Source organism: Lutibacter sp. A80, assembly GCF_022429645.1.
Taxonomy (GTDB): Bacteria; Bacteroidota; Bacteroidia; order Flavobacteriales; family Flavobacteriaceae; genus Lutibacter.
Window position 1 is genome coordinate 3444133 of record NZ_CP092480.1, and the last position, 23919, is coordinate 3468051.

The window sequence follows — 23919 nt, forward strand, 5'->3', positions numbered from 1 at the left end:
ATTGATTGAATTATTTCAAATTTAACTATTTAACAATAAATAATGTTTGTGAAGCTTTGTTTTAGGGTATTTATTTTAGTTAATATAATGTTAAATTTCAATAATTTTTTAGAACAACTTTAAGTTTAGATATTGTTCAAAAAAAAACTGTCTAAAATAATAATTAGACAGTTTTATATAAAATGTATGAAATTTAGCTTGTAGTTAAATATTAAAAGCTTCTTTAATTTTAGCTACATAATCTAATTTTTCCCAAGTGAATAATTCAACATCTAAAGAAACTTCAGAGCCATCAACATTTGTAAATGTTTTATTTACAATACGGTTTTCTCTTCCCATATGTCCGTAAGCAGCTGTTTCTAAATACATTGGTTGGCGTAATTTTAAACGTTTTTCAATTGCTGCAGGTCTCATATCAAAAAGTGTGGATACGATTTCAGCAATTTCTCCATCGGCTTTATCAATATTTGAAGTTCCGTAAGTGTTTACGTAAATTCCCATAGGTTCTGCAACACCAATAGCATAAGAAACCTGAATTAAAATCTCATCTGCAACACCTGCTGCAACTAGGTTTTTAGCAATATGGCGTGTTGCATATGCGGCACTTCTATCTACTTTACTTGGATCTTTTCCTGAGAAAGCACCACCACCGTGAGCTCCTTTTCCACCGTAAGTATCTACAATAATTTTTCGTCCTGTTAAACCGGTATCACCGTGTGGTCCACCAATTACAAATTTTCCTGTAGGATTAACATGGTACACAATACTGTCATTAAATAATGCTTGGATTGATGCTGGTAATTTTGCAATTACTCTTGGTATTAAAATATTGATAACATCTGCCTTAATTTTGGCTAACATTTCAGTGTCGTCTTCTAAAAATTGATCGTGTTGTGTTGAAACTACAATATCTTTAATTCTAAAAGGTACATTATCATCGGTATATTCAATAGTAACCTGGCTTTTAGAGTCTGGACGTAAATACGTAATTTCGTTATTTTCTCTTCTTAAAGCGGCTAATTCGTGTAAAATTCTGTGACTCAAATCTAAAGCCAATGGCATTAAATTTTCAGTTTCGTTGGTTGCGTAACCAAACATCATACCTTGGTCACCAGCTCCTTGTTCTTCTTTTGTAGCTCTATCAACACCTTGATTAATATCTTGAGACTGTTCGTGGATTGCAGATAAAACTCCACAAGAATTTCCATCAAACATATATTCTCCTTTGGTGTATCCAATGTTATTAATAACATCTCTTGCTATTTTTTGAACATCTAAATACGTATTAGATTTTACTTCTCCAGCTAATACAACCTGACCTGTAGTTACTAATGTTTCACAAGCAACTTTTGAATTTGAATCAAAAGCTAAAAAGTTATCGACTAATGCATCTGAAATTTGATCTGAGACTTTGTCTGGATGACCTTCGGATACAGATTCTGATGTGAATAAATATGACATAATTATTTAATTTTAATTTGTTTGAAGAGAGGTTTGTTAATTGCGTTGGTCGCTAAAAGGAGTAAAAAAAATTACTGCTTTAGCATTTTTTAATGAGGTTGCAATCAGTTCAAATTTTTCCTCCAAATATTTCGTTTGCAAATTTATGAAAATTTAAAAACTAAAAGCTAAATAACTGTTAAATAATTTCTAAATATATATTCTGTAATGATTTTAAGTTTTTTGCGACTTTTATTTTACTAAACTTAATTAAAAATGAAAAAAATTGTTGTATTAATGCTTTTTGTAATAACATTTAGCAATTGTTCAGAAAATAACGATGAAATGGATGTTATTGAAGTGCGTATAGAAAATGAAGAAAACAATCTAAATGAAGAAAATACTACAAATGAACCCACTTTAATAATGGGTGATTTTATTGATGGGGCACATCCAACTTCCGGAAAAGCATCTGTAAATTCAGAAAAATCAGTTTTATCATTTTCAAATTTTAAAACAGATAGTGGGCCTAAATTATTAGTTTATTTAACAACTGATGTTAATGCTAGTGAATATATAGATTTAGGGGATTTAAAAGGAATTTCAGGAGATTTTACGTATAATATTCCTAAGAATACAGATATTTCAAAATATAATATAGTGAATATTTGGTGTGTAGATTTTTCTGTTAGTTTTGGAACAGCAGTTTTAAAATAATTACAATTTTTATTGGATATTAGAAAAATGTGATTACATTTGTCGAACCAAAACAAAAGAAAATGACAATTAAGTTTAACATAATGCGTAATATGATGTGTAGAATATACACAGAGGGTGTTATTGTTTAAAATTTAATAAAATATAAATAATACGGACCTCTGATGAAAATCAGAGGTTTTTTATTTTTAAAACAACTATAAAATGAGAATTAATTTCCAAAATAATATGTCAAACCAATTTAGAATGTGTATGCAAATAATGCGTAGCACAATGAACTGGTATTGCCTAAAATAAATGGAAAATAAAAATCTAATTAGATAAAAGTCCCTTTGGTAATACCTAAAACCAAAGGGACTTTTTTTGTTAAAAAATAAAACTAAAAAAATAAAATTATAGATTATGAGTACTCAAAAAATTTCAACACAAGCTTTACACGCAGGACACGATACAACAAAAAATGGAGGTACAAGAGCAGTTCCTATTTATCAATCAACTTCGTATGTTTTTAATAATACAGAACATGCTGCAAATTTATTTTCCTTAAAAGAGTTAGGCTTTATTTATGCTAGGTTAAATAATCCAACAAATGATATTTTACAACAACGTTTAGCTGCTGTAGAAGGAGGAATTGGAGCAGTTGTATTTGCCTCTGGAACTTCAGCAATTTCAACAGGGTTGTTAACATTATTAAAATCTGGAGATCATATTGTAGCATCAAGTAGTTTATATGGGGGTACATACACACTTTTAAATGTTACTTTGCCAAGATTAGGAATTACAACAACCTTTGTAGATGCATCAAACCCAGATAGTTTTAAAGATGCAGTACAAGAAAATACAAGAGCATTTTTTGTTGAATCTTTAGGAAATCCAAAATTAGATGTATTGGATTTAGAAGCTATTGCAGCGCATTCAAAAGAAGCGGGTGTACCATTTATAGTAGACAATACAGTTGCAACTCCAGCCTTGTTAAATCCAATTAAGCATGGAGCAAATTTGGTAATACATTCATTAACAAAATATATTGGTGGACAAGGAAATTCTTTAGGAGGAGCTATTATTGATGCTGGAACTTTTGATTGGACCAATGGAAAATTCCCTGAATTTACGGAACCATCTGCAGGTTATCATGGGTTAGTATATAGTGAAGCTTTAGGTGCTGCAGCATTTACTTTTAAATTAATTTTAGAAGGTTTACGTGATTTTGGTGGAGCTTTAAGTCCGTTTAATGCATTTCAAATTATACAAGGGTTGGAAACTTTACCTGTTCGTATTAAACAACACAGTGCAAATGCATTAGAATTAGCAAAATGGTTAGAAAGTAGAGAAGAAGTAGCTTGGGTAAATTATCCAGGTTTAGAAAGTAATAAGTACAATGCATTGGCTAAAAAATATTTGCCAAAAGGACAAAGTGGATTGGTTACTTTTGGTGTAAAAGGAGGTTTTGAAGCTGCTAAAAAAGTAACAGATGCAACTGAAATATTTTCACTACTTGCAAATATTGGAGATACAAAATCATTAATTATACACCCAGCAAGTACAACACACCAACAATTAACTGTTGAACAACAAGCAAGTGCAGGTGTTGCTCAAGATTTAATTAGATTATCTGTAGGTCTTGAAGATATTGAAGATTTAAAAGGAGATTTAGAACAAGCTTTCAAAAAAATAGTAGATTAAATTTTGTTTGAGAAAAAATTATTGCGTTAATTTGTTGCTTAGTTCATAAGCATATTGACTATTGTTATCAAGAAAGGCAGAGGGAATAGACCCTGTGAAGCCTTAGCAACCCTTTAACTTATAAAGAAGGTGCTAAATTCTACCCACTTTGGATAGATAACTAAACCTAATTGTTTTCAAAATAATTAGCTGCAAATTCACATAACAATTTTTTTTAAGCAAACTAAAAGTTTGAAATATATCATTAAGGATAATAAAACATTGGTGTTTTAGAATTTTAAAATCTGTTTTATTATTCTTAATATGATTAAATATAGTTTAATAAGTAATAATTAATGAAGCAATTGCAACATATAACTCTTTCTAATTTTATTTCTGAAAAAGGTTTCAGAAGTGAGCAACTTCAACTTTCTTATGAGGTTTTTGGTAAAGAATTGTATTCTGCTCCTATTATTTTGGTAAACCACGCTTTAACAGGTAATTCTAATGTAGCTGGAAAAGATGGTTGGTGGACAGATTTAGTTGGAGAAAATAAGGTTATAGATACCAATCAATACACAATTTTATCGTTTAATATTCCTGGAAATGGTTATGATGGATTTGTAATTGAGAATTATAAAGATTTTGTTGCACGAGATATAGCAAATATATTTTTATTAGGTCTTGAAAAATTAAAAATAAAAGAGCTTTATGCGTTGATAGGAGGTTCTTTAGGAGGTGGAATCGCTTGGGAAATGGCAGTATTAAATCCAAAAATTACAGAACATTTAATTTTAATTGCTACCGATTGGAAAGCTACCGATTGGCTAATAGCTAACTGTCAAATTCAAGAACAATTTCTTGTAAATTCTAACAATCCAGTACATGATGCTCGTATGCATGCAATGCTGTGTTATAGAACTCCTGAATCTTTTAAAGAGCGTTTTCAACGTTCTAAAAACGAAGAATTATCGATTTTTAATGTAGAGAGTTGGCTATTGCATCATGGTAAAAAATTGCAAGAACGTTTTCAATTATCTGCCTACAGGTTAATGAATCAGTTGCTTAAAACTATTGATGTTACTAAAGGACGAGATGTCCATGTTTTAGATACAATTAAAGCAAATATTCATATTATTGGTGTGGATTCAGATTTGTTTTTTACAGCAGAAGAGAATAAAGAAACACACAAACAATTAGCATTAATAAAGCCAAATGTTACTTATAACGAAATTAATTCGGTACATGGTCACGATGCTTTTTTAATAGAATACAAACAATTAGGAAAAATTATAGAACCAATTTTTAACAAAAGTTCTAAACATAATAAGATGAAAGTAGTAAAATTTGGAGGAAAATCATTAGCAAATGGATTAGGTTTAGAAAGTACCTTGGCCATTATTAAAAATAAAATTGAAAATAAAGACAATATTACAGTAGTAGTTTCTGCACGTGGTAAAACCACAGATCATTTAGAGTCTATTTTAGAAAAAGCTAAAAATAGTTTGTCTTATATTGAAGAGTTTGAAGAGCTAAAAAAAATACCAGTTAGATGCTGATAATACGGTAGATTTATCTGCTGAATTTCAGTTGTTAGAAGAGATTTTTAAAGGTGTTAGTTTATTGGGCGATTATAGTGTAAAAGTTAAAGATCAAGTACTTGCTCAAGGTGAATTAATTTCAGCTAAACTGGTTGCTAATTTATTGAATAAAAATGGTGTAAAAGCCAATTTTGTAGATACCCGTTTGTTAATTAAAACAAATAATCAGTTTGGAAAAGCGCAACCTTTTGAAAATACTTCAGAAGAAAATGTAATTGAATTTTTTAGAAATCAACCAGATGATGTAACTCAGATAATTACAGGTTTTATTGCTTCAAATTTACAAGGAGAAACAACAACTTTAGGACGAAACGGTAGTAATTATACGGCATCTTTAATCGCTAATTTTTTAAATGCAGAAGAGTTTCAAAATTATACACATGTTGATGGAATTTATACCGCAAATCCAGACTTGGTAGAGAATGCTAAAAAAATTGAAAAATTAAGCTATCAAGAGGCTAATGAAATGGCTAATTTTGGAGCTCATATTTTACACGCTAAAACAATTATTCCTTTAATTGAAAAGAATATTCCTTTACGTATTCTAAATACTTTTAATGCAAATAATACCGGAACATTAATTGGTAAAGAAACAGAACGAGGAGGTATAAAATCGCTTTCAGTTGAACAAAATGTTGCTTTGGTAAACCTAATAGGTAGAGGTTTATTAGGTAAAGTTGGTGTAGATGGTAGAATTTTTGGAGCTTTAGGAAGAGAAAATATAAGTGTAAGTATTATTTCTCAAGGATCATCAGAACGAGGAATTGGTTTTATTGTAGATGCTAAAAATGGTTATAGAGCCAAAAAAGTATTAGAAGAAGAATTTAAAACAGAATTTCAAAGTAAAGATGTGAGTCAGGTGTATGTTACTGAAAATGTTTCGGTAATTTCAATTATTGGACAAAGTTTATATTCTTTTAATCAGCCTTATAGTGCGTTAATTAAAAACCATATAACGCCAATATTAATTAACAATACGGTTACCGGAGAAAATGTTTGTTTGGTTGTAAAACAAACCGATTTAAAAAAGGCTGTAAATGTTATTCACGGAGAGATTTTTGGGGTTTCAAAAAATGTAAATATAGCTATTTTTGGAAAAGGTTTAGTAGGAGGAACGCTTATAAATCAAATTTTAAAGAGCAAAGAAAATATTATTAAACGTAAAAATATCAACTTAAATATTTTTGCAGTAGCCAATTCATCAAAAGTATTATTGAATAAAAATGGTGTTTCTACAGATTGGGAAAAAGACTTAGAGAAAAGTGACGTAGAAAACAGTATTCAAAATATTTTAGAATATGCTGAAAAATTTCATTTAGAAAACTTAATTGCAATTGATAATACCGTAAGTAGCGAGTTTGTTAAACATTATATAGAATTGGTTGAAGATGGTTTCGATTTAATTTCTTCAAATAAAATTGCAAATACATTAGATTATTCTTTTTATAAAGAATTAAGAGAAAAATTAAGTAAAAATAAAAAAACGTATTTATACGAAACTAATGTTGGTGCTGGACTACCATTAATAGATACTATAAAACTATTGCACGATTCTGGAGAAAATATAACAGGGATAAGAGGTGTATTTTCAGGTTCGTTAAGTTATTTATTTAATAATTATTCAGCACAAGATCGTCCGTTTAGTCTAGTTTTAAAAGAAGCTATAGAAAATGGATATACAGAGCCAGATCCGCGTGAAGATTTATGTGGAAACGATGTTGGTAGAAAATTATTGATATTAGCACGTGAATTGGATTTACAAAATGAATTTACAGATGTTAAAATTGAAAATTTAATTCCAGAAGAATTACGCGAAGGTACTGCATCAGAATTTTTAGGTAAACTAAATGAAATGGATGCATATTATCAGAATATTAAAGACAATCAAAAAGAAGGTCATGTATTAAGGTATATTGGAGATTTATCGGGTAATTTACAAGAAGAAAAAGGTGTATTAGAGGTAAAATTAATTTCTGTACCAGCCAATAGTGCTTTGGGTCAAATACAAGGAGCTGATGCTATTTTTGAAGTATTTACAGAATCTTATGGCGAAAAACCAATTGTAATTCAAGGAGCTGGAGCTGGAGCAGCAGTAACAGCACGTGGTGTTTTTGGGGATATTTTAAGATTGGCCGAAAAAAATTAATAAGTAGCAGGAATTAGATTGAGCGAATTTGCTATTTAGATGCTGGTGAAATCAAAAGTAAAAGTGCGTTAGCGATAGTAGTGGCATCCTTTTTTAAAGTGAAACGCAAAAAAAAGATATAACGGATAGCGCGCCCAAAGGGAACGCCCAAAAAGAATAATAGATTAATAATGGATAAAAAGAATTTTGAAACAGCAGCCATAAGAACTCAATTAGAGCGATCACAATTTCAGGAACATTCTACACCTATGTATGTAACTTCGAGTTTTGTTTTTGAAGATGCAGAAGATATGAGGGCTTCTTTTAGTGAAGAAAAAGATAGAAATATTTATTCGCGTTTTAGCAATCCAAACACTACAGAATTTGTAGAAAAAGTAATTGCAATGGAAGGTGCTGAAGATGGTTATGCTTTTGCTACTGGTATGGCGGCTATATTTTCAACTTTCGCTGCGTTATTAAGTAGTGGAGATCATATTGTTTCTGCGCGTTCGGTTTTTGGGTCTACACATACCTTATTTACAAAATATTTTCCAAAATGGAATATAGAAACGTCATACTTTGATATTAACAATCCAGATGAAATTGAAAGTTTAATAAAACCTTCAACAAAAATATTATATGCAGAATCACCTACAAATCCGGGTGTAGATATTATAGATTTAGAAGTGTTGGCAGAAATAGCAAAAAAACACAAGCTACTATTAATTATTGATAATTGTTTTGCAACACCATATATTCAACAACCAATTAAGTTTGGAGCAGATTTAGTTGTACATTCTGCAACTAAGTTAATGGATGGACAAGGAAGGGTTTTAGGAGGTGTTGTAGTTGGTAAGTCAGAACTGGTTAGAGAAATTTATTTATTTTCACGTAATACTGGGCCGGCAATGTCGCCATTTAACGCTTGGACTTTAAGTAAAAGTTTAGAAACTTTGGCTGTAAGGGTTGACAGACATTGCGAAAATGCACTTAAAATTGCTGAGGCGTTAGAAAGTAATGTAAATATTTTAAAGGTTAAATATCCATTTTTAACATCGCATCCTCAATATAAAATTGCCAAAAAGCAAATGAAGCTAGGTGGAAATATTATTGCTATTGAAGTAAAAGGAGGGATTGAAGCTGGAAGGAAGTTTTTAAATGCTATTAAAATGTGTTCGCTTTCGGCTAACTTAGGAGATACTAGAACAATTGTAACGCATCCAGCATCAACAACACATAGTAAATTAAGTGAAAAAGAACGTTTAGCCGCCGGAATTACTCCAGGGTTAGTTCGAATTTCAGTTGGATTGGAGAATGTGAATGATATACTTCAAGATATAGAACAAGCCTTGAATAGCTAAAATTTTATAAAATTTTTAATAATATGTTAAAATTCAGCATAATACTAATCTATTAGTCTATCGAATTGGTAGGCTAATAAAAAAAGTGTATGTTTGCGACTTAAAATGGAATAAAAGAAAAAAATGATACTAGATCAATTATTTATTTTAAACAAAACACCAAAGGCTAAAAGTACAGCACAATCGAAAGATTCTGAAAAACCTTTACGTAGTATTGTAAAAACTATTAGTTGGAGAGTTATTGGAACTTTAGATACAGTGCTAATTTCTTGGTTGGTTACAGGGCATATTGCCTTAGCTTTATCAATTGGTTCCATTGAGTTAATAACAAAAATGGTATTGTACTTTTTTCACGAAAGAATTTGGAATAAAATAAAATGGGGAAAATAATGAAGGACTATAATATAGAACAAATAAATGAAGATTTAAAAGGTAAATCTCCACAAGAAATTATTACTTGGGCATTATCAATAGCAAAAAACCCAGTAATTACCACAAATTTTAGACCGTATGAAGTTGCTATTTTACATGCCTGTACGCAAATTGAACCAGAGTTAAAAGTAATTTGGTGCGATACAGGTTATAATACGCCGCAAACTTATAAACATGCAAATGAACTAATACATTCTTTAGGTTTAAATGTACATTTATATGTGCCAAAACAAACAACAGCGCATAGAGATTCAGTTATGGGAATTCCTCAAATTGAAGATCCTCAGCATAAAATATTTACAGAGCAAGTAAAGTTAGAACCTTTTAATAGAGCAATGGCTGAGCATAAACCAGATGTTTGGTTTACAAACTTAAGAAACGGTCAAACTGCTTTTAGAAATAGTATTAATGTGGTTTCATTAAGTAAAGATGGTGTTTTAAAAGTAAGTCCTTTTTACAATTATACAGATGCACAATTAGATGCATATTTAGAAGAAAACGAGTTGCCGAATGAGTTTACATATTTCGATCCAACAAAAGTATTAGAAAATAGAGAATGTGGTTTACATTCATAAAAAATGAATTATGACAGATAAATTATACATAAATCAATTAGAAAACGAGGCAATTTATATTATAAGAGAAGTTGCTGCACAGTTTAAAAAACCTGTGTTGTTATTTTCCGGAGGAAAAGATTCTATAACGTTGGTTAGATTGGCTCAAAAAGCTTTTTATCCTGCAAAAATTCCATTTCCATTAATGCATATAGATACAGGACACAATTTTCCTGAAACTATTGAATTTAGAGATCGATTGGTAAAAGAATTAGGTTTAGAATTAATTGTTAGAAATGTTCAAGATTCTATTGATCAAGGAAAAGTAAAAGAAGAATCTGGAAGGTATTCTAGTAGAAATATGTTGCAAACAACAACACTTTTAGATGCTATTGAAGAATTTAAATTTGATGCTTGTATTGGTGGAGCACGTAGAGATGAAGAGAAAGCAAGAGCAAAAGAACGTATTTTTTCTGTACGTGATGATTTTGGTCAGTGGGATGAAAAAAACCAACGTCCAGAATTATTTGATATGTTAAACGGACAAATAGACTTTGGTCAAAATGTACGTGTTTTTCCAATTTCTAACTGGACAGAATTAGATGTTTGGACATATATTGAACGTGAAGATTTAGAAATTCCTTCAATTTATTTTTCACATCCAAGAAAAACATTTGTTCGCGATGGTTTAATTTGGTCTGCTTCAGAACATGTGTACCGAGATGAAGAGGAAGAAGTAGCAGAACGTATTGTTCGTTTTAGAACCGTTGGAGATATGAGTTGTACCGCAGCAGTAGCTTCTTATGCCGAAACAATTAGTGAAGTGGTTGCTGAAATTAGAGATTCTAGTATTTCAGAAAGAGGTGCAAGAATTGATGATAAACGATCGGAAGCAGCAATGGAAGAGCGTAAACAACAAGGGTACTTTTAAAATTTTCTTTAGAAAATTTTGCTTTTAGCTTTTGGCACTTAGCCATTAGCAGATTTATAAAATAAAAATATAATTAAGCCAATAGCAAACAGCGAATGGCAAATAGCTAAACAAAAAATGGAAGTTTTAAAAATAGCAACAGCAGGAAGTGTAGATGATGGAAAAAGTACATTAATTGGAAGATTATTGTACGACACAAAATCGTTAACAGATGATAAATTAGAGGCCATTGAACGTAGCTCTAAGCAAAAAGGGTACGATTATTTAGATTTTTCCCTAGCAACAGATGGTTTAGTAGCTGAAAGAGAACAAGGAATTACTATTGATGTAGCTCATATTTATTTTTCAACTGCAACAAAAAGTTATATAATTGCCGATACTCCAGGACACGTAGAATATACACGTAATATGGTTACAGGTGCATCTACATCGCAAGTTGGAGTGGTTTTAATTGATGCGCGTCACGGTGTTATTGAACAAACCTATCGTCATTTTTTTATCAATAATTTATTGAGAATTAAAAATGTAATTGTAGCGGTAAATAAAATGGATTTAGTTGATTTTTCTGAAGAAAGATATAACGAAATTAAAGCAGATTTTCAAAAGGTAGTTGATAAAAGTGATTACGAAGATCAAAACATTACATTTATTCCTGTAAGTGCTTTAAAAGGTGATAATGTTGTTGAAGAATCAGCAAATATGCCTTGGTTTGCAGGTAAAACTTTATTGCAATATCTAGAAGAAATTGACACCGAAGATATTTATAATAAAGGAACAGTCCGTTTTCCAGTACAATATGTAATTCGTCCAAAAACATCAGCATATCACGATTTTAGAGGGTATGCAGGTAAAGTATATGGAGGTGAATTAAATGTGGGAGATGAAGTGGTTATTTTACCATCAAAAACTAAATCTAAAATTAAAGAAATTTTCTTTTACGATAAAAAATATAAAACTGCAGCTCGTAGATCATCGGTAACAGTTACACTAGAAGATGATGTAAATGTAAGTAGAGGAGATATGATTGTGAGAGAAAATGAATTGCCTAAAATTGAAAAAAAGTTTACAGCAACTGTAACCTGGATGGATAACGAAAATCTAACACCTGGTTCAAAATATGTTTTACAACATGGTGTAAATAAAGTATTGGCTAAAGTTGGTGCTATTCACAATAAAATAAATCCAGATTATTCTGGAATTGAAACAGGAGTTGATAGTTTAACAATGAATGATATTGCATCTGTTTCATTTCAATTGAATAAGCCAATCTTTTTAGATTCATTTAAAAAACACAGAACTAACGGGTCTTTTATATTAATAGATCCTCAAACTAATAATACGGCAGGAGTCGGTTTTATTGAGTAACTAAAAGAAAATCAATTACATATTAATTTATTGAAGCTCATAATTCCTTATGGACTAGGAATTCTATTATTACTAACTAAAAAATAAAATAGCATGCAAAGCTTTAGAAGCGAGATCGAAAACCCGATCGTCGAGAGGGATATTATTGAACTAGAAAAAAAGATTCAACAGTTTTATAAGGGTGAAATTGATGAAGATCGATTTAGAAGTTTACGTCTTGCAAGAGGTGTTTATGGTCAACGCCAATTTGGTGTTCAAATGATTCGTATAAAGTTACCTTACGGAAGAGTTACAAGTGAACAATTACATAGAATCTCTAATGTTTCAGATGAATATTCTAGAGGAAGATTGCATATTACTACGCGTCAAGATATTCAAATTCATCACGTTAGTTTAGATAGAGCTCCAGAATTATGGGCAGAATTAGAAAAAGATGATATTACCTTGCGTGAAGCTTGTGGAAATGCTGTTAGAAATGTAACTGCAAGTGAAACTGCAGGTATTGATCCAGAGGAACCTTTTGATGTTTCTCCGTATGCACAAGCTACTTTTGAATTCTTTTTAAGAAACCCAATCTGTCAAGAACTTGGTAGAAAATTTAAAATTTCTTTTTCAGGAACCGACAAAGATACGGCTTTAAGTTTTATGCACGATTTAGGTTATATTGCTAAAATTAAAGGTGGTGTAACTGGTTTTAAAGTGATGCTTGCTGGTGGATTAGGGTCGCAAGCTAGATTAGCAGATACACTTTTTGAATTTATTGAAGCTGATAAAATTATACCTTTAACTGAAGCTGTTTTACGTGTTTTTGATAGGTATGGAGAACGTTCTAGAAGAGCAAAGGCACGTTTAAAATTTTTAATAAAAGATATTGGTTTTGATGCATTTGTAAAATTGGTTGAAGAAGAGCAAAAAGCATTATCAGTAAAAACATACCCGATAGATACTTCTAATTTTGATGCTGAGGTAGATTTATCTCATGTTCAAATTCCAACAGTAGAAATTAAAAATGAAAAAGCTTTTGAAGCTTGGAAAGCAATAAATGTAATTCCTCAAAAACAAAAAGGTTTAAGTGCTATTGGAATAAAAGTGCATTTAGGAGATTTTTACACCGATAAAGCTAGAATTTTAGCAGATTTAATTAAAAAATATGCAGGTAATGAGATTCGTTTAACATTACGTCAAAATATATTAATTCGTCATGTAAAAAATGAATTATTGCCTTTTTTCTATGTAGAGTTAGAAAAATTGGGTTTTGTAGATTTAGGGTACGAAAGTACGTTAGATATTACATCGTGTCCAGGAACAGATACTTGTAATTTAGGTATTGCAAGTAGTACCGGAATTTCTGTGGCATTAGAAAATGTATTGAAAAATGAATACCCTCAATATGCAAACAATAAAAATATTACCATAAAAATTAGTGGTTGTATGAATTCTTGTGGACAACATACAATGGCGCATATTGGTTTTCAAGGTATGTCTATTAAATCTGGAAATTTGGTAGCTCCAGCTTTACAAGTATTATTAGGAGGAAGTGTTTTAGGAGATGGAAAAGGTAGAATTGCCAATAAAGTATTAAAAATACCAAGTAAACGAGGTCCAAACGCATTGCGTTCAATTTTAAATGATTATGAGGCAAATGTTCTAGCTAACGAAAGTTTTATAGATTATTACGATCGCCAAGGTGAGCGTTATTTTTATAACCTGTTAAAACCTTTGTCAGATACAACTAACTTAGAGCAAAAAGATTTTATTGACTGGGGAAGTGAGCAAGCTTATGAAAAAGCAGTTGGAGTAGGAGAATGTGCTGGTGTAGTTATAGATTTAATTGCAACGTTATTATTGGAAAGCGAAGAAAAATTAGAAAACGCTTCAGAATCTTTAAAATTAAATCAGTATTCAGATAGTATTTATTATGCATATTCAAGTATTGTTAATACTGCAAAAGCTTTGCTAACTTCAGAGGAAAAGAAAACCAATACACATGTTGGTATTATTTCTCAGTTTGATCAGTTTTTTGGAGATAAAATTGATTTAGGTGTGCCTTTTTCAACATTGATTTATCAAATAAAAAATAATGAACCAACTAAAGAATTTGCTCAAAAATATTTGAGCGATGCACAGTTGTTTTATAAAAAAGCAAATGATTATAGAACTAAAACTGTGAGTAATGAAAACTAAATTAGAAAAAAAAGTAACTTTAGTTGGAGCTGGTCCTGGAGATCCAGATTTAATAACTGTAAAAGGTGTAAAAGCATTGCAAAAAGCCAATGTTATTTTATATGACGCTTTAATAAATAGAGAATTATTAGCGTATGCACCAACTGCAAAAAAGATTTTTGTTGGTAAACGTAAAGGAATGCATAGCTTTTCTCAAGATCAGATTAACGAGTTAATAGTTAAAAGCGCTTTTGAGTACGGAAATGTTGTCCGTTTAAAGGGAGGTGATCCTTTTATTTTTGGAAGAGGTACTGAAGAAATTGATTATATTGAGTCATTTGGTATAGAAACCGAAGTTGTTTCAGGTATTTCATCATCAATGGCTGTACCTGCAAGTCAAGGTATTTCATTAACAAAAAGAGGTGTTGCTGAGAGTTTTTGGGTAATTACAGGAACCACTTCAGAAAAAAAATTATCTGGCGATGTATATTTGGCGGCTCAATCAACAGCTACAGTTGTTATTTTAATGGGAATGAGTAAGTTGGATGAAATTGTTTCAGTTTTTAAAAAATATAATAAAACTGAAATGCCAACGGCAATTATTCAAAACGGAACAACAAAAAACGAAAAATTAGGATTAGGTACAATAAATACCATTGAAGAGGTTGTAGCTCAAAAACAACTGTCTTCACCTGCCATAATTGTTATTGGTGAAGTAGTTAAGGAAAGTTCAAAATTTCACTTATTTTATAAAAATGTTCATTCTGAATTGTTAAAAGAGTTGTAATTGTATTTTAGTAGTAGTTTTACAACTAGAAGTATTTAAAATAAAGTTGCTATGAATCAAAATGAATTGTATCCTATTTTTTTAAAAGTGTCTCAACTAAATGTATTAATAGTTGGAGGTGGAACTGTAGCATTAGAAAAACTTTCGTTTTTGTTAAAATCGAGTCCTAATGCAAAAGTATTAGTGGTTTCTAAAGAGTTTGATAAAAATTTGTTAAAGCTGGTTGAAGAACATAATGTATCAACAGCGACAGCTCCATACAATAAATCTGCACTAAAAAATAAGCAGCTTGTTATTGCAGCAACTAATAATAAGCAAGTAAACAAGCAAATTTATTTAGATGCAAAATCAGAAAATATTTTAATAAATGTAGCAGATACTCCTGAATTATGCGATTTTTATTTAGGAGGTATTGTTACTAAAGGAAATATTAAAATAGCAATTTCAACTAACGGAAAATCACCTACATTAGCAAAGCGTTTACGTCAGTTTTTTGAAGATGTAATTCCTGAAAATATAGATGATTTGGCTACTAATTTAAATGCATTTAGAAAAACTATAAAAGGTAATTTTCAAGAGAAAGTAGATACTTTAAATCACTTGACTAAAGGTATAATTGATAAAGAGCAATAGCAGAAACTCTTTTGACGAACATAAAATATTATTTTTTTTAAGGTATCTTAATAAAATTAATTTAAAAATTTAATTATTGATAATATAATTTGAGTTTAAGATTTAAATATTTAATACTTTAAATTAAAATCAATAAAATATTCATTATTAATTTGTATTAGTTGAATTATTAGTAATTTTACGTGTTAACGGTATAATTATAATAATTTCTTTATTAAATATAAGGCTATATAATTTTTTAAATGCCGTATCTAGATATGATTATTAAATAAATTACTTTTATTTGCCATTGATTAAAAACATCTGGTAATAAGAATATTTATTTCAAAATAAGTTGTTTATATAAAAAAGAATATGGCTCTAAAAATAGTAATTTCGCATAAAACTGTATATAAGTATGATCGTTCAGTATCATTATCTCCACATATTTTTAGGTTAAGACCTGCACCGCATAGTAGAACGCCTATAGAATCGTATTCTATAAAAATTAAACCTGAAAATCAGTTTTTTAATTGGCAGCAGGATCCTTTTGGAAATTATATGGCACGCTTAATTTTTCCGGAAAAAACAAAAGAATTATCTATTGATGTTGAAATAATTGCAGATTTAAAAACAATCAACCCATTCGATTTTTTTGTAGAAGAATCTGCAGAAGAATACCCTTTTGAATATTCAGAAACAATAAAAAAGGAATTATCCCCTTATTTAGAAGTAACGGAAAAAGGAAAACTTTTAGATGGATTTTTAAAAACTATAGATTATACACCGCGAAAAACCATTTATTTTTTAATTGATATTAATAGAAAAATCTATGAATATTTAAATTACAATATAAGGTTAGATCCAGGAGTGCAAACCTGCGAAGAAACACTTGAAGGTAAAAGTGGCTCTTGTAGAGATTATGCTTGGTTGTTTGTGCAAACATTACGTCATTTAGGATTTGGAGCACGATTTGTGTCGGGTTATTTGGTGCAATTAAAATCTGATGAAAAATCACTAGATGGACCTTCAGGACCAGAAGAAGATTTTACAGACCTACATGCTTGGGCAGAGGTTTATTTACCGGGTGCTGGTTGGATTGGTTTTGATGCAACTTCTGGTTTATTGGCAGGTGAAGGGCATATTCCTTTAGCGTGTACACCAAATTTTGAGAGTGCAGCTCCAGTAGAAGGCTTAACAGATGTTTGTGAAACAGAATTCTTTTTTGAAAATTCAGTAAAAAGAATTTTTGAATCTCCAAGAGTTACCAAACCATATACAGAAGAACAGTGGAAAGAAATTTATAAACTAGGATTTAAGGTAGAAAAAGAATTAGATAAAGGAGATGTTAGATTAACAATGGGAGGAGAACCTACTTTTGTTTCTATAGATGATATGGAATCTCCAGAGTGGAATACGGATGCAGATGGGGAACATAAAAGAGAATTAGCTGCAAATCTTACCGAAAAATTATACGATAAATTTGCAAAAGGTGGTGTATTACATCACGCACAAGGTAAATGGTATCCTGGAGAACCACTTCCAAGGTGGCAAATTGAAATTTGTTGGAGAAAAGATGGTAAACCTATTTGGCACTACCCAAAATGGCTAGCTGCTTTTTCTGATGATATTCAATTACCAGAAAATGCAGATAAGGTGTTTTTAGAAACGCTTACAAATTATTTAAGAATTTCAAACAAACATATTTTACCTACCTATGAAGATGCTTTTTATTTTTTATGGGAGCAAGGTAAATTACCTATAGATGTAGATCCGTTAAAAGATAAAGATGCTTCTTTGGTTCGAAAAAAGTTAAACGAAATTTTAGAATCTGGAACGGATAAAGCTGTAGGCTATGTGTTGCCTTTAAATAATTCAGAAGGGCAATGGTATACAAATAAATGGGAGTTTAGAAGACAACATATTTTTTTAATTCCAGGTAATTCACCTGTGGGATTAAGGTTGCCTTTAGAATCATTAATAGAGAAACCAGGAAACGAATTTCCAAAATATGAACCTGATAACTTTTCAAAAAAGAAAAAGTTACCAAGTTTTAAAAATAGAGTTTTAAAGAGGTATAGAGCATTTTTAAATGAAGGTGTTTTAGAAAATGAACATGATTATTTTGTTAGAACTGCACTTTGTTCAGAAGTAAGAGATGGTAAATTGTATCTTTTCTTACCTCCGTTAGATAGTGCAGAAATATTCTTAGATTTAATTGCATCTATTGAGTTAACAGCTAGAGAATTAAAAATACCTGTTATTATGGAAGGTTATGAACCGCCAAAAGATAGTAGGTTAGAATCTATGAAAATCACCCCAGATCCTGGAGTAATTGAAGTAAATGTACACCCAACACATAATTGGAAAGATCTAGCAGATAATACTTTTACTATATATGAGCAAGCAAAACTATCGCGTTTAGGTACTGAAAAGTTTATGCTTGATGGAAAACATACTGGAACTGGAGGAGGTAATCACGTAACATTAGGAGGTGTAACGCCTGCTGACAGTCCGTTGTTAAGAAAACCGAGTTTGTTAAGAAGTTTACTAACATTTTGGCAACATCATCCAGGTTTGTCTTACTTATTTTCAGGTTCTTTTGTTGGTCCAACAAGTCAGGCGCCTAGAATTGATGAAGCACGTTTAGAAAATTTATATGAATTGGAAATTGCATTTAGTCAAATTCCAAAAGGAGAAGAGGTGCCTTTTTGGTTAACAGACCGTTTGTTTAGACATTTATTAACCGATTTAACAGGGAACACACATCGTGCAGAATTTTGTATAGATAAATTATATTCGCCAGATTCTTCTTCTGGAAGGTTAGGGATTTTAGAACTAAGAGGTTTTGATATGCCTCCACACCCAGAAATGAGTTTAATGCAAATGTTGTTGGTGAGAACCTTAGTGTCTTGGTTTTGGAAAAAACCTTACGAGCATGATTTAGTACGTTGGGGAACAGAATTACACGATAAATTTTTGATAGAACACTATGTTCGTGAAGATATTAAAGACATTGTGCAACAATTAAATAAAGCAGGATATAAATTTAAAGAAGATTGGTTCAATCCGTTTTTTGAATTTAGATTCCCTTTACATGGAATGGTTGATATTAATAATATTCATATAGAATTACGTGCGGCAATTGAACCTTGGAATGTTTTAGGTGAAGAAATGACAGGCGGAGGAACTGCAAGATATGTTGATTCTTCATTAGAAAGATTACAGGTTAAAGTTTCTAATTTTATTGAAGAACGTTACGTGCTTACGTGTAATGGTGTAAAAGTTCAATTAAATGCTACAACTGTTAAAGGAGAGTATGTTGCAGGGGTTAGGTATAAAGCTTGGGACCCATATTCTGCATTGCATCCAACCATTGGTGTAGATACTCCGTTGGTTTTTGATATTGTTGATAAATGGAATAGAAGATCAATTGGAGGTTGTACTTATTATGTGTCGCATCCAGGAGGTAGGTCTTATGATACGTATCCGGTAAATAGTTTTGAAGCAGAATCTAGAAGAATTAATCGTTTCTGGGAATTTGGTCATACACAAGGTGAAATTGATCCCGTTGAAGAGACATTACAAGACGATGACGATTCAATTAAAACAGTTCAAGAAAAAGGAAGCTCAAAAAAGTTTCGTTATAAAGAAATTCCAATTAATTTTGAATTTCCAAATACATTGGACTTAAGAAAAAAATAAAACAAAGAATGCCTATAAGAACAAATGCATTGTTTAATGATTACTTCCTAGATTTTAAAGGTTACGACGAAGTGTTTGCCAAAGATTTGGGAATTGATAAAAATTGGGATAAGTTGTTAAAAAATCTTTCTGAAATTGGAAGTAAAGAGCTAACTCAGAAACAAGGTGAAATAGATTGGTTGTTATCAGAAAATGGTGTTACCTATAATGTTTATAATGATCCAAAAGGTTTAAATAGGCCTTGGAAATTAAACGTAGTTCCTTTTTTAGTTCAAAAAGAAGAGTGGAATACTATAGAAAAAGGATTGCAACAACGTGCAGAAGTACTTAATCTACTTTTAAAAGATATTTATGGCAAACGGGAACTTATAAAAAAAGGGATTATTCCTTTTGAAGTTATTTTTGCGCATAGAGGTTTTTTAAGAGCTTGTGACCAAATTCAATATAAAACGGCAAAACAATTATTAATTCATTCTGCAGATTTAGCACGTGGCCCAGATGGGCGCATGTGGGTGGTAAACGATAGAGCTCAAGCACCTTCGGGTATGGGGTATGCTTTAGAAAATAGATTCTCAACAAATAAAATGTTGCCTGACGTTTTTGAAGATATTAATGTAGAGCAACCTTCTTCTTTTTTTAAAGATTTTAATCAGTTATTATTAGCGTCGGCATCTTCAAATAAAGAAAATCCAACAGTCGTTATTTTAACTCCTGGGCCAAATAATGAAACTTATTTTGAGCATTCTTATTTGTCTTCATTTTTAGGGTATCCTTTAGTTAGAGGAAGTGACTTAGTTGTTAGAGGTGGTAAGTTGTGGATGAAATCTTTAAAAGGTTTAAAGCAAGTTGATGTAATTTATAGAAGGGTTGATGATGTTTTTATTGATCCGCTAGAGTTAAGAGAAGATTCTTATTTAGGTGTTGCTGGTTTAATGGAGGTAGTAAGGCTTCAAAATGTAACAATTGTAAATCCAATAGGAACAGGTATTCTAGAAAATCCGGGGTTAATTCCATTTTTAAATAATGTATGTAAATATTTTTTAGATGAGGATTTAATTTTGCCACAAATAGCATCTTGGTGGTGTGGACAAGAAAAAGAACGCAACCATGTTTTAAAATACTTGTCTTCATTTGTAGTAAAAAGAATAGATAGAACACATAGAGAGCATATTTATTTTTGCGAATTTTTAAGTAAAAAGGAATTAAAACAGCTTGAGGTAGAAATATTAAAAGCACCATTCCAATTTGTGGCACAGGAAAAAATTAACTTTTCAACTGCTCCAAATTTTGTAAAAGGGAGATTAGAGCCTCGTAAAATTGTTTGTCGCACTTTTTCAGTAGCAAAAAATGAAGGATATAGTGTTATGCCAGGTGGTTTGGTTAGAGTTGCAGCTGAAAGAGAAGAATTATTAGTTTCAAATCAAAAAGGAGGTACAAGTAAAGATTTTTGGGTTGTAAGTAATAAATCTCAAAATAATATTCAGCATTATTCTTGGCATAAAACAACACCAAATCAATTTACCGGAATAAATGACGTTCCAAGTGATACTGCCGAAAATTTATTTTGGTCGGGAAGGTATTTAGGAAGAACAATTGTAACTGCTAGGTATTTAAGAATGGTTTTAAATCAAATGGCAAATGTGCAATTTAACCATAGAAAGCCTGAATATGAAAGTTTAAAAATTCTTTTTCAATCAATAACAAATATTACATCAACATTTCCAGGTTTTACAGGTGAAAACCAATTGGAAGCCATGAAAAATCCGCTAAAGGAAATAAAGTCCGTAATTATAGATGAAACTAGAATTGGAAGTTTTGCACAAACCCTTTCAAGTTTTAATTATGCATATTTTTCACTTAGAAATTTATGGTCTAGAGACATGTGGCGCGTTTTTGATGATATACAAAAGTTATGGCAAAATTTAAAAAGTAAAGAAGATTATACCATACCTGTTTTAGTTAAATTTTTTGACAGAATTATAACAAGATTAATTGCTTTTATGGCGCTTTCCGAAGAAAGTATACTTGTAAAACAAGGTCTTTTACTTTATTTTATTGGGTTGCAAATGGAAGAAGCTACTATGACAATAGCTAAATTTAGATCGTTGGTTGTTGTAAATCATAAGCAAGAATTAGAATATGAAATATTAGAGTCGTTATTAAGTAGTCATGAAAGTTTAAATATTTATAGATACAGCTATAAATCTTATTTAAGTTTAGAAAATGTAATTAGTTTGGTTTTATTGGATAAAGATTATGCAAAATCGTTAACATATCAAATAAAAAGAATAAAAAAAGATATTGATCAATTGCCAAATAATTTAAACAAAGAATTTACAGAATGTCAAAAACATATTAATATTGCCTTAGATAAAATTAAAAATTTAAATATTGATACGTTAATTACAGTTGATTTAGAATCTAATATGAGGTTACAGTTAGATGCAATTTTAGAAGAATTTAGTGATTTGTTACACGAAACATCGCTGGCAATTTCAAATACTTACTTTAACCACGTTTATAAACAAACACAATTGGTAAATTCAATTAAATAATTACTTAATGGTTTTTAAAATAGTTCATACTACAAGTTATAAATATGAAAATGGAGCATCTTTTTGTCATAATTTAGCAACATTGAAACCTAAAAATATTTTAGGACAGAATTTGTTAGAGTATAATTTAGATATAAGTCCTGCTCCTAATGAAATTTCAGAAAGAGTTGATTTTTTTGGAAATACAATTACTAGATTTTCAATACAAGAATATCATGAAGAGTTAAAAGTAACTGCAAAAAGTAAAGTTTATAGAAGTTATAAAGGCCAATTAGAGGGCGCTGAATTAAAAAATAATAAAAAAATTACAGTAAAAGAAGCTAAAAAAATACTTAAGGGTAACCATTCTGATCTAATAAGTGTAAAACAATTTTTGTTGAAGTCATCTCTTATTTCTTCTATTTCAGATGAAATTACAGCTTATGCTAAAGTTTCATTTACCCCAAAACGATCGTTGTATGATGCTTCTTTTGAATTGATGCAGCGTATATTTACAGATTTTGATTTTGTTTCTGGTTTTACAGATGTTGCAACACCTTTAGATGAAGTAATGAAAGAAAAAAAAGGAGTATGTCAAGATTTTGCTCAAATTGCAATAGCTTGTGTACGCTCAATGGGTTTACCTGCTAGATATGTTAGTGGTTATATTGAAACCTTGCCTCCAAAAGGAAAGGAAAAATTAATTGGTACAGATGCTTCACATGCTTGGTTCTCAGTTTTTATACCATCGTTTGGTTGGGTAGATTTTGACCCTACAAATAATCAAATACCTAAAAATCAGCATATTGTTGTTGCTCACGGAAGAGATTACTTAGATGTTCCACCTTTAAAAGGAGTAACCTATAGTTCGGGGAAAAATAATATGGAGGTTTCTGTTGATATTAGACCAGCATAAAAATTGAAATGTTTTATTGATTTTGCTTAGAGCTAGTGCTTTTTTCGATAATAGGGTATTGGGTTGTTTTAAAATAATTGTTATCTAACTTTTCTCCAATAACTACCAATTTATCTATTAAATCACTTATAAAACCTTCTACATCTTCTTCAATATCTTCAATTAATTTATATTTAAAAGATGCATTTAATTTTTTAATTGAAAAGGCTGCAGAATTGCTTTTAAGAATTTTATTTTTAGAAAGTGTATCAACGTACTTTTCCATTTGGATTATACAACTTATTATAGATCTAGGACAGTCAGCATTTAATATTAAAAATTCTAAAGTTGTTTTTTTTGTTGGGGTTTTCTTATATAGTCGTCTCATCATATCGTAAGAAGAAACACATTTTAATAAGGTAACCCATAAATGACCATTTTCTTGAGTGCTTTTATATTTTAATTTTTCAACAGCAGCATCGCTACATTTAGAATTAATTATTCTTGTTACTTGTAGAGCTCTTTCTAAATAAATACCTAGCATTATTACAGCATAAAGTTCATCATGTAATAATGTTGCACGCATTTTACTTCTTAGTTCTAAAGTAGATTTAGTAATCATTAGAGTAAAATCGTATAAGCCATTTTTTACAAAAGATTTTGTATCATAATTTTTTATACCATGATTTATGGTGTTTAAAGATTCGAACAATTCTGTTGAAATTATATCTCTAGAGCTTCTTGCATTTTCATGTGCACAATTAAAAGAGTAAATTATAGAGTATGGTTCTTTTATATTTAAACCAATATTATATAAAACTTCTTCTTCAATTAATTTTGTGTCTGCATTTATAACTTCGTTGCTTGCCATAAACATAATAGACCTTAAAACAAACTCTCTAGATTGCGATAGTTTGTTGGGGGCATCTAATGATGAAAAATAATTGACACTTAAATATCTTGCTAAATGTTCGGAACGTTCAATATACCGTCCCATCCAAAATAGGTTATTTGCTACTCTTGCTAACATATTAT

Annotated in this window: 15 protein-coding genes, 1 pseudogene and 1 riboswitch; of the genes and pseudogenes, 14 read left to right on the forward strand and 2 right to left on the reverse strand. The window is 30.4% G+C overall.

What is annotated here, in order from left to right; translation table 11 throughout:
* Positions 1-204: 204 nt before the first annotated feature.
* Positions 205-1461 (reverse strand): methionine adenosyltransferase, encoded by a 1257-nt coding sequence (gene metK, locus MHL31_RS14275; RefSeq protein WP_240226625.1) that lies wholly within the window; start codon positions 1459-1461, stop codon positions 205-207.
* Between the two features lie 255 nt (positions 1462-1716).
* Here metK and MHL31_RS14280 point away from each other — a divergent pair, with 255 nt between their 5' ends.
* The 14 genes and pseudogenes from MHL31_RS14280 (at position 1717) to MHL31_RS14345 (ending at position 22905) form a co-directional block, all read left to right on the forward strand.
* Entirely contained in the window at positions 1717-2157 is a 441-nt protein-coding gene (locus tag MHL31_RS14280; RefSeq protein WP_240226626.1) for a DM13 domain-containing protein, read from the forward strand.
* A gap of 402 nt (positions 2158-2559) precedes the next feature.
* Positions 2560-3840 carry an O-acetylhomoserine aminocarboxypropyltransferase/cysteine synthase family protein gene (locus MHL31_RS14285; RefSeq protein WP_240226627.1) on the forward strand — a complete coding sequence of 427 codons (1281 nt, stop codon included), beginning with the start codon at positions 2560-2562 and terminating at the stop codon, positions 3838-3840.
* Positions 3841-3901: 61 nt separating this feature from the next.
* Positions 3902-4003: riboswitch (SAM riboswitch) on the forward strand.
* A 172-nt stretch (positions 4004-4175) separates the two neighbouring features.
* Positions 4176-7566, forward strand: a pseudogene (thrA, locus tag MHL31_RS14290) (bifunctional aspartate kinase/homoserine dehydrogenase I).
* Positions 7567-7736: 170 nt separating this feature from the next.
* Positions 7737-8906: a PLP-dependent aspartate aminotransferase family protein gene (locus MHL31_RS14295; RefSeq protein WP_240226628.1), complete on the forward strand. Its 1170-nt coding sequence runs from the start codon at positions 7737-7739 to the stop codon at positions 8904-8906.
* Between the two features lie 123 nt (positions 8907-9029).
* The gene (locus tag MHL31_RS14300) at positions 9030-9296 is read left to right on the forward strand and encodes a DUF2061 domain-containing protein (protein ID WP_240226629.1); all 267 of its coding nucleotides are present in this window, start codon (positions 9030-9032) and stop codon (positions 9294-9296) included.
* The gene (locus MHL31_RS14305) at positions 9296-9913 is read left to right on the forward strand and encodes a phosphoadenosine phosphosulfate reductase family protein (protein WP_240226630.1); all 618 of its coding nucleotides are present in this window, start codon (positions 9296-9298) and stop codon (positions 9911-9913) included. Before MHL31_RS14300 ends, MHL31_RS14305 begins: the two co-directional genes overlap by 1 nt.
* A 10-nt stretch (positions 9914-9923) precedes the next feature.
* Positions 9924-10823 (forward strand): sulfate adenylyltransferase subunit CysD, encoded by a 900-nt coding sequence (cysD, locus tag MHL31_RS14310; RefSeq protein WP_240226631.1) that lies wholly within the window; start codon positions 9924-9926, stop codon positions 10821-10823.
* 117 nt (positions 10824-10940) lie between these two features.
* The gene (locus MHL31_RS14315) at positions 10941-12188 is read left to right on the forward strand and encodes a sulfate adenylyltransferase subunit 1 (protein ID WP_240226632.1); all 1248 of its coding nucleotides are present in this window, start codon (positions 10941-10943) and stop codon (positions 12186-12188) included.
* Between the two features lie 93 nt (positions 12189-12281).
* A complete protein-coding gene (locus MHL31_RS14320) occupies positions 12282-14372 on the forward strand; it encodes a HEPN domain-containing protein (RefSeq protein WP_240226633.1) in 2091 nt (696 codons plus the stop codon).
* Positions 14362-15138, forward strand: coding sequence for a uroporphyrinogen-III C-methyltransferase (gene cobA / locus MHL31_RS14325; RefSeq protein WP_240226634.1), 777 nt, complete (start codon positions 14362-14364; stop codon positions 15136-15138). Before MHL31_RS14320 ends, cobA begins: the two co-directional genes overlap by 11 nt.
* 51 nt (positions 15139-15189) lie before the next feature.
* Positions 15190-15771 (forward strand): bifunctional precorrin-2 dehydrogenase/sirohydrochlorin ferrochelatase, encoded by a 582-nt coding sequence (locus MHL31_RS14330; RefSeq protein WP_240226635.1) that lies wholly within the window; start codon positions 15190-15192, stop codon positions 15769-15771.
* Positions 15772-16125: 354 nt separating this feature from the next.
* Entirely contained in the window at positions 16126-19455 is a 3330-nt protein-coding gene (locus tag MHL31_RS14335) for a DUF2126 domain-containing protein (RefSeq protein ID WP_240226636.1), read from the forward strand.
* A gap of 8 nt (positions 19456-19463) precedes the next feature.
* Positions 19464-22010, forward strand: a complete 2547-nt coding sequence (locus tag MHL31_RS14340) for a circularly permuted type 2 ATP-grasp protein (protein WP_240226637.1) — start codon at positions 19464-19466, stop codon at positions 22008-22010.
* Between the two features lie 7 nt (positions 22011-22017).
* Positions 22018-22905 carry a transglutaminase family protein gene (locus MHL31_RS14345; RefSeq protein ID WP_240226638.1) on the forward strand — a complete coding sequence of 296 codons (888 nt, stop codon included), beginning with the start codon at positions 22018-22020 and terminating at the stop codon, positions 22903-22905.
* Positions 22906-22918: 13 nt separating this feature from the next.
* Here MHL31_RS14345 and MHL31_RS14350 read toward each other — a convergent pair whose 3' ends face one another.
* Positions 22919-23914: an alpha-E domain-containing protein gene (locus MHL31_RS14350; RefSeq protein ID WP_240226639.1), complete on the reverse strand. Its 996-nt coding sequence runs from the start codon at positions 23912-23914 to the stop codon at positions 22919-22921.
* Positions 23915-23919 lie beyond the last annotated feature (5 nt).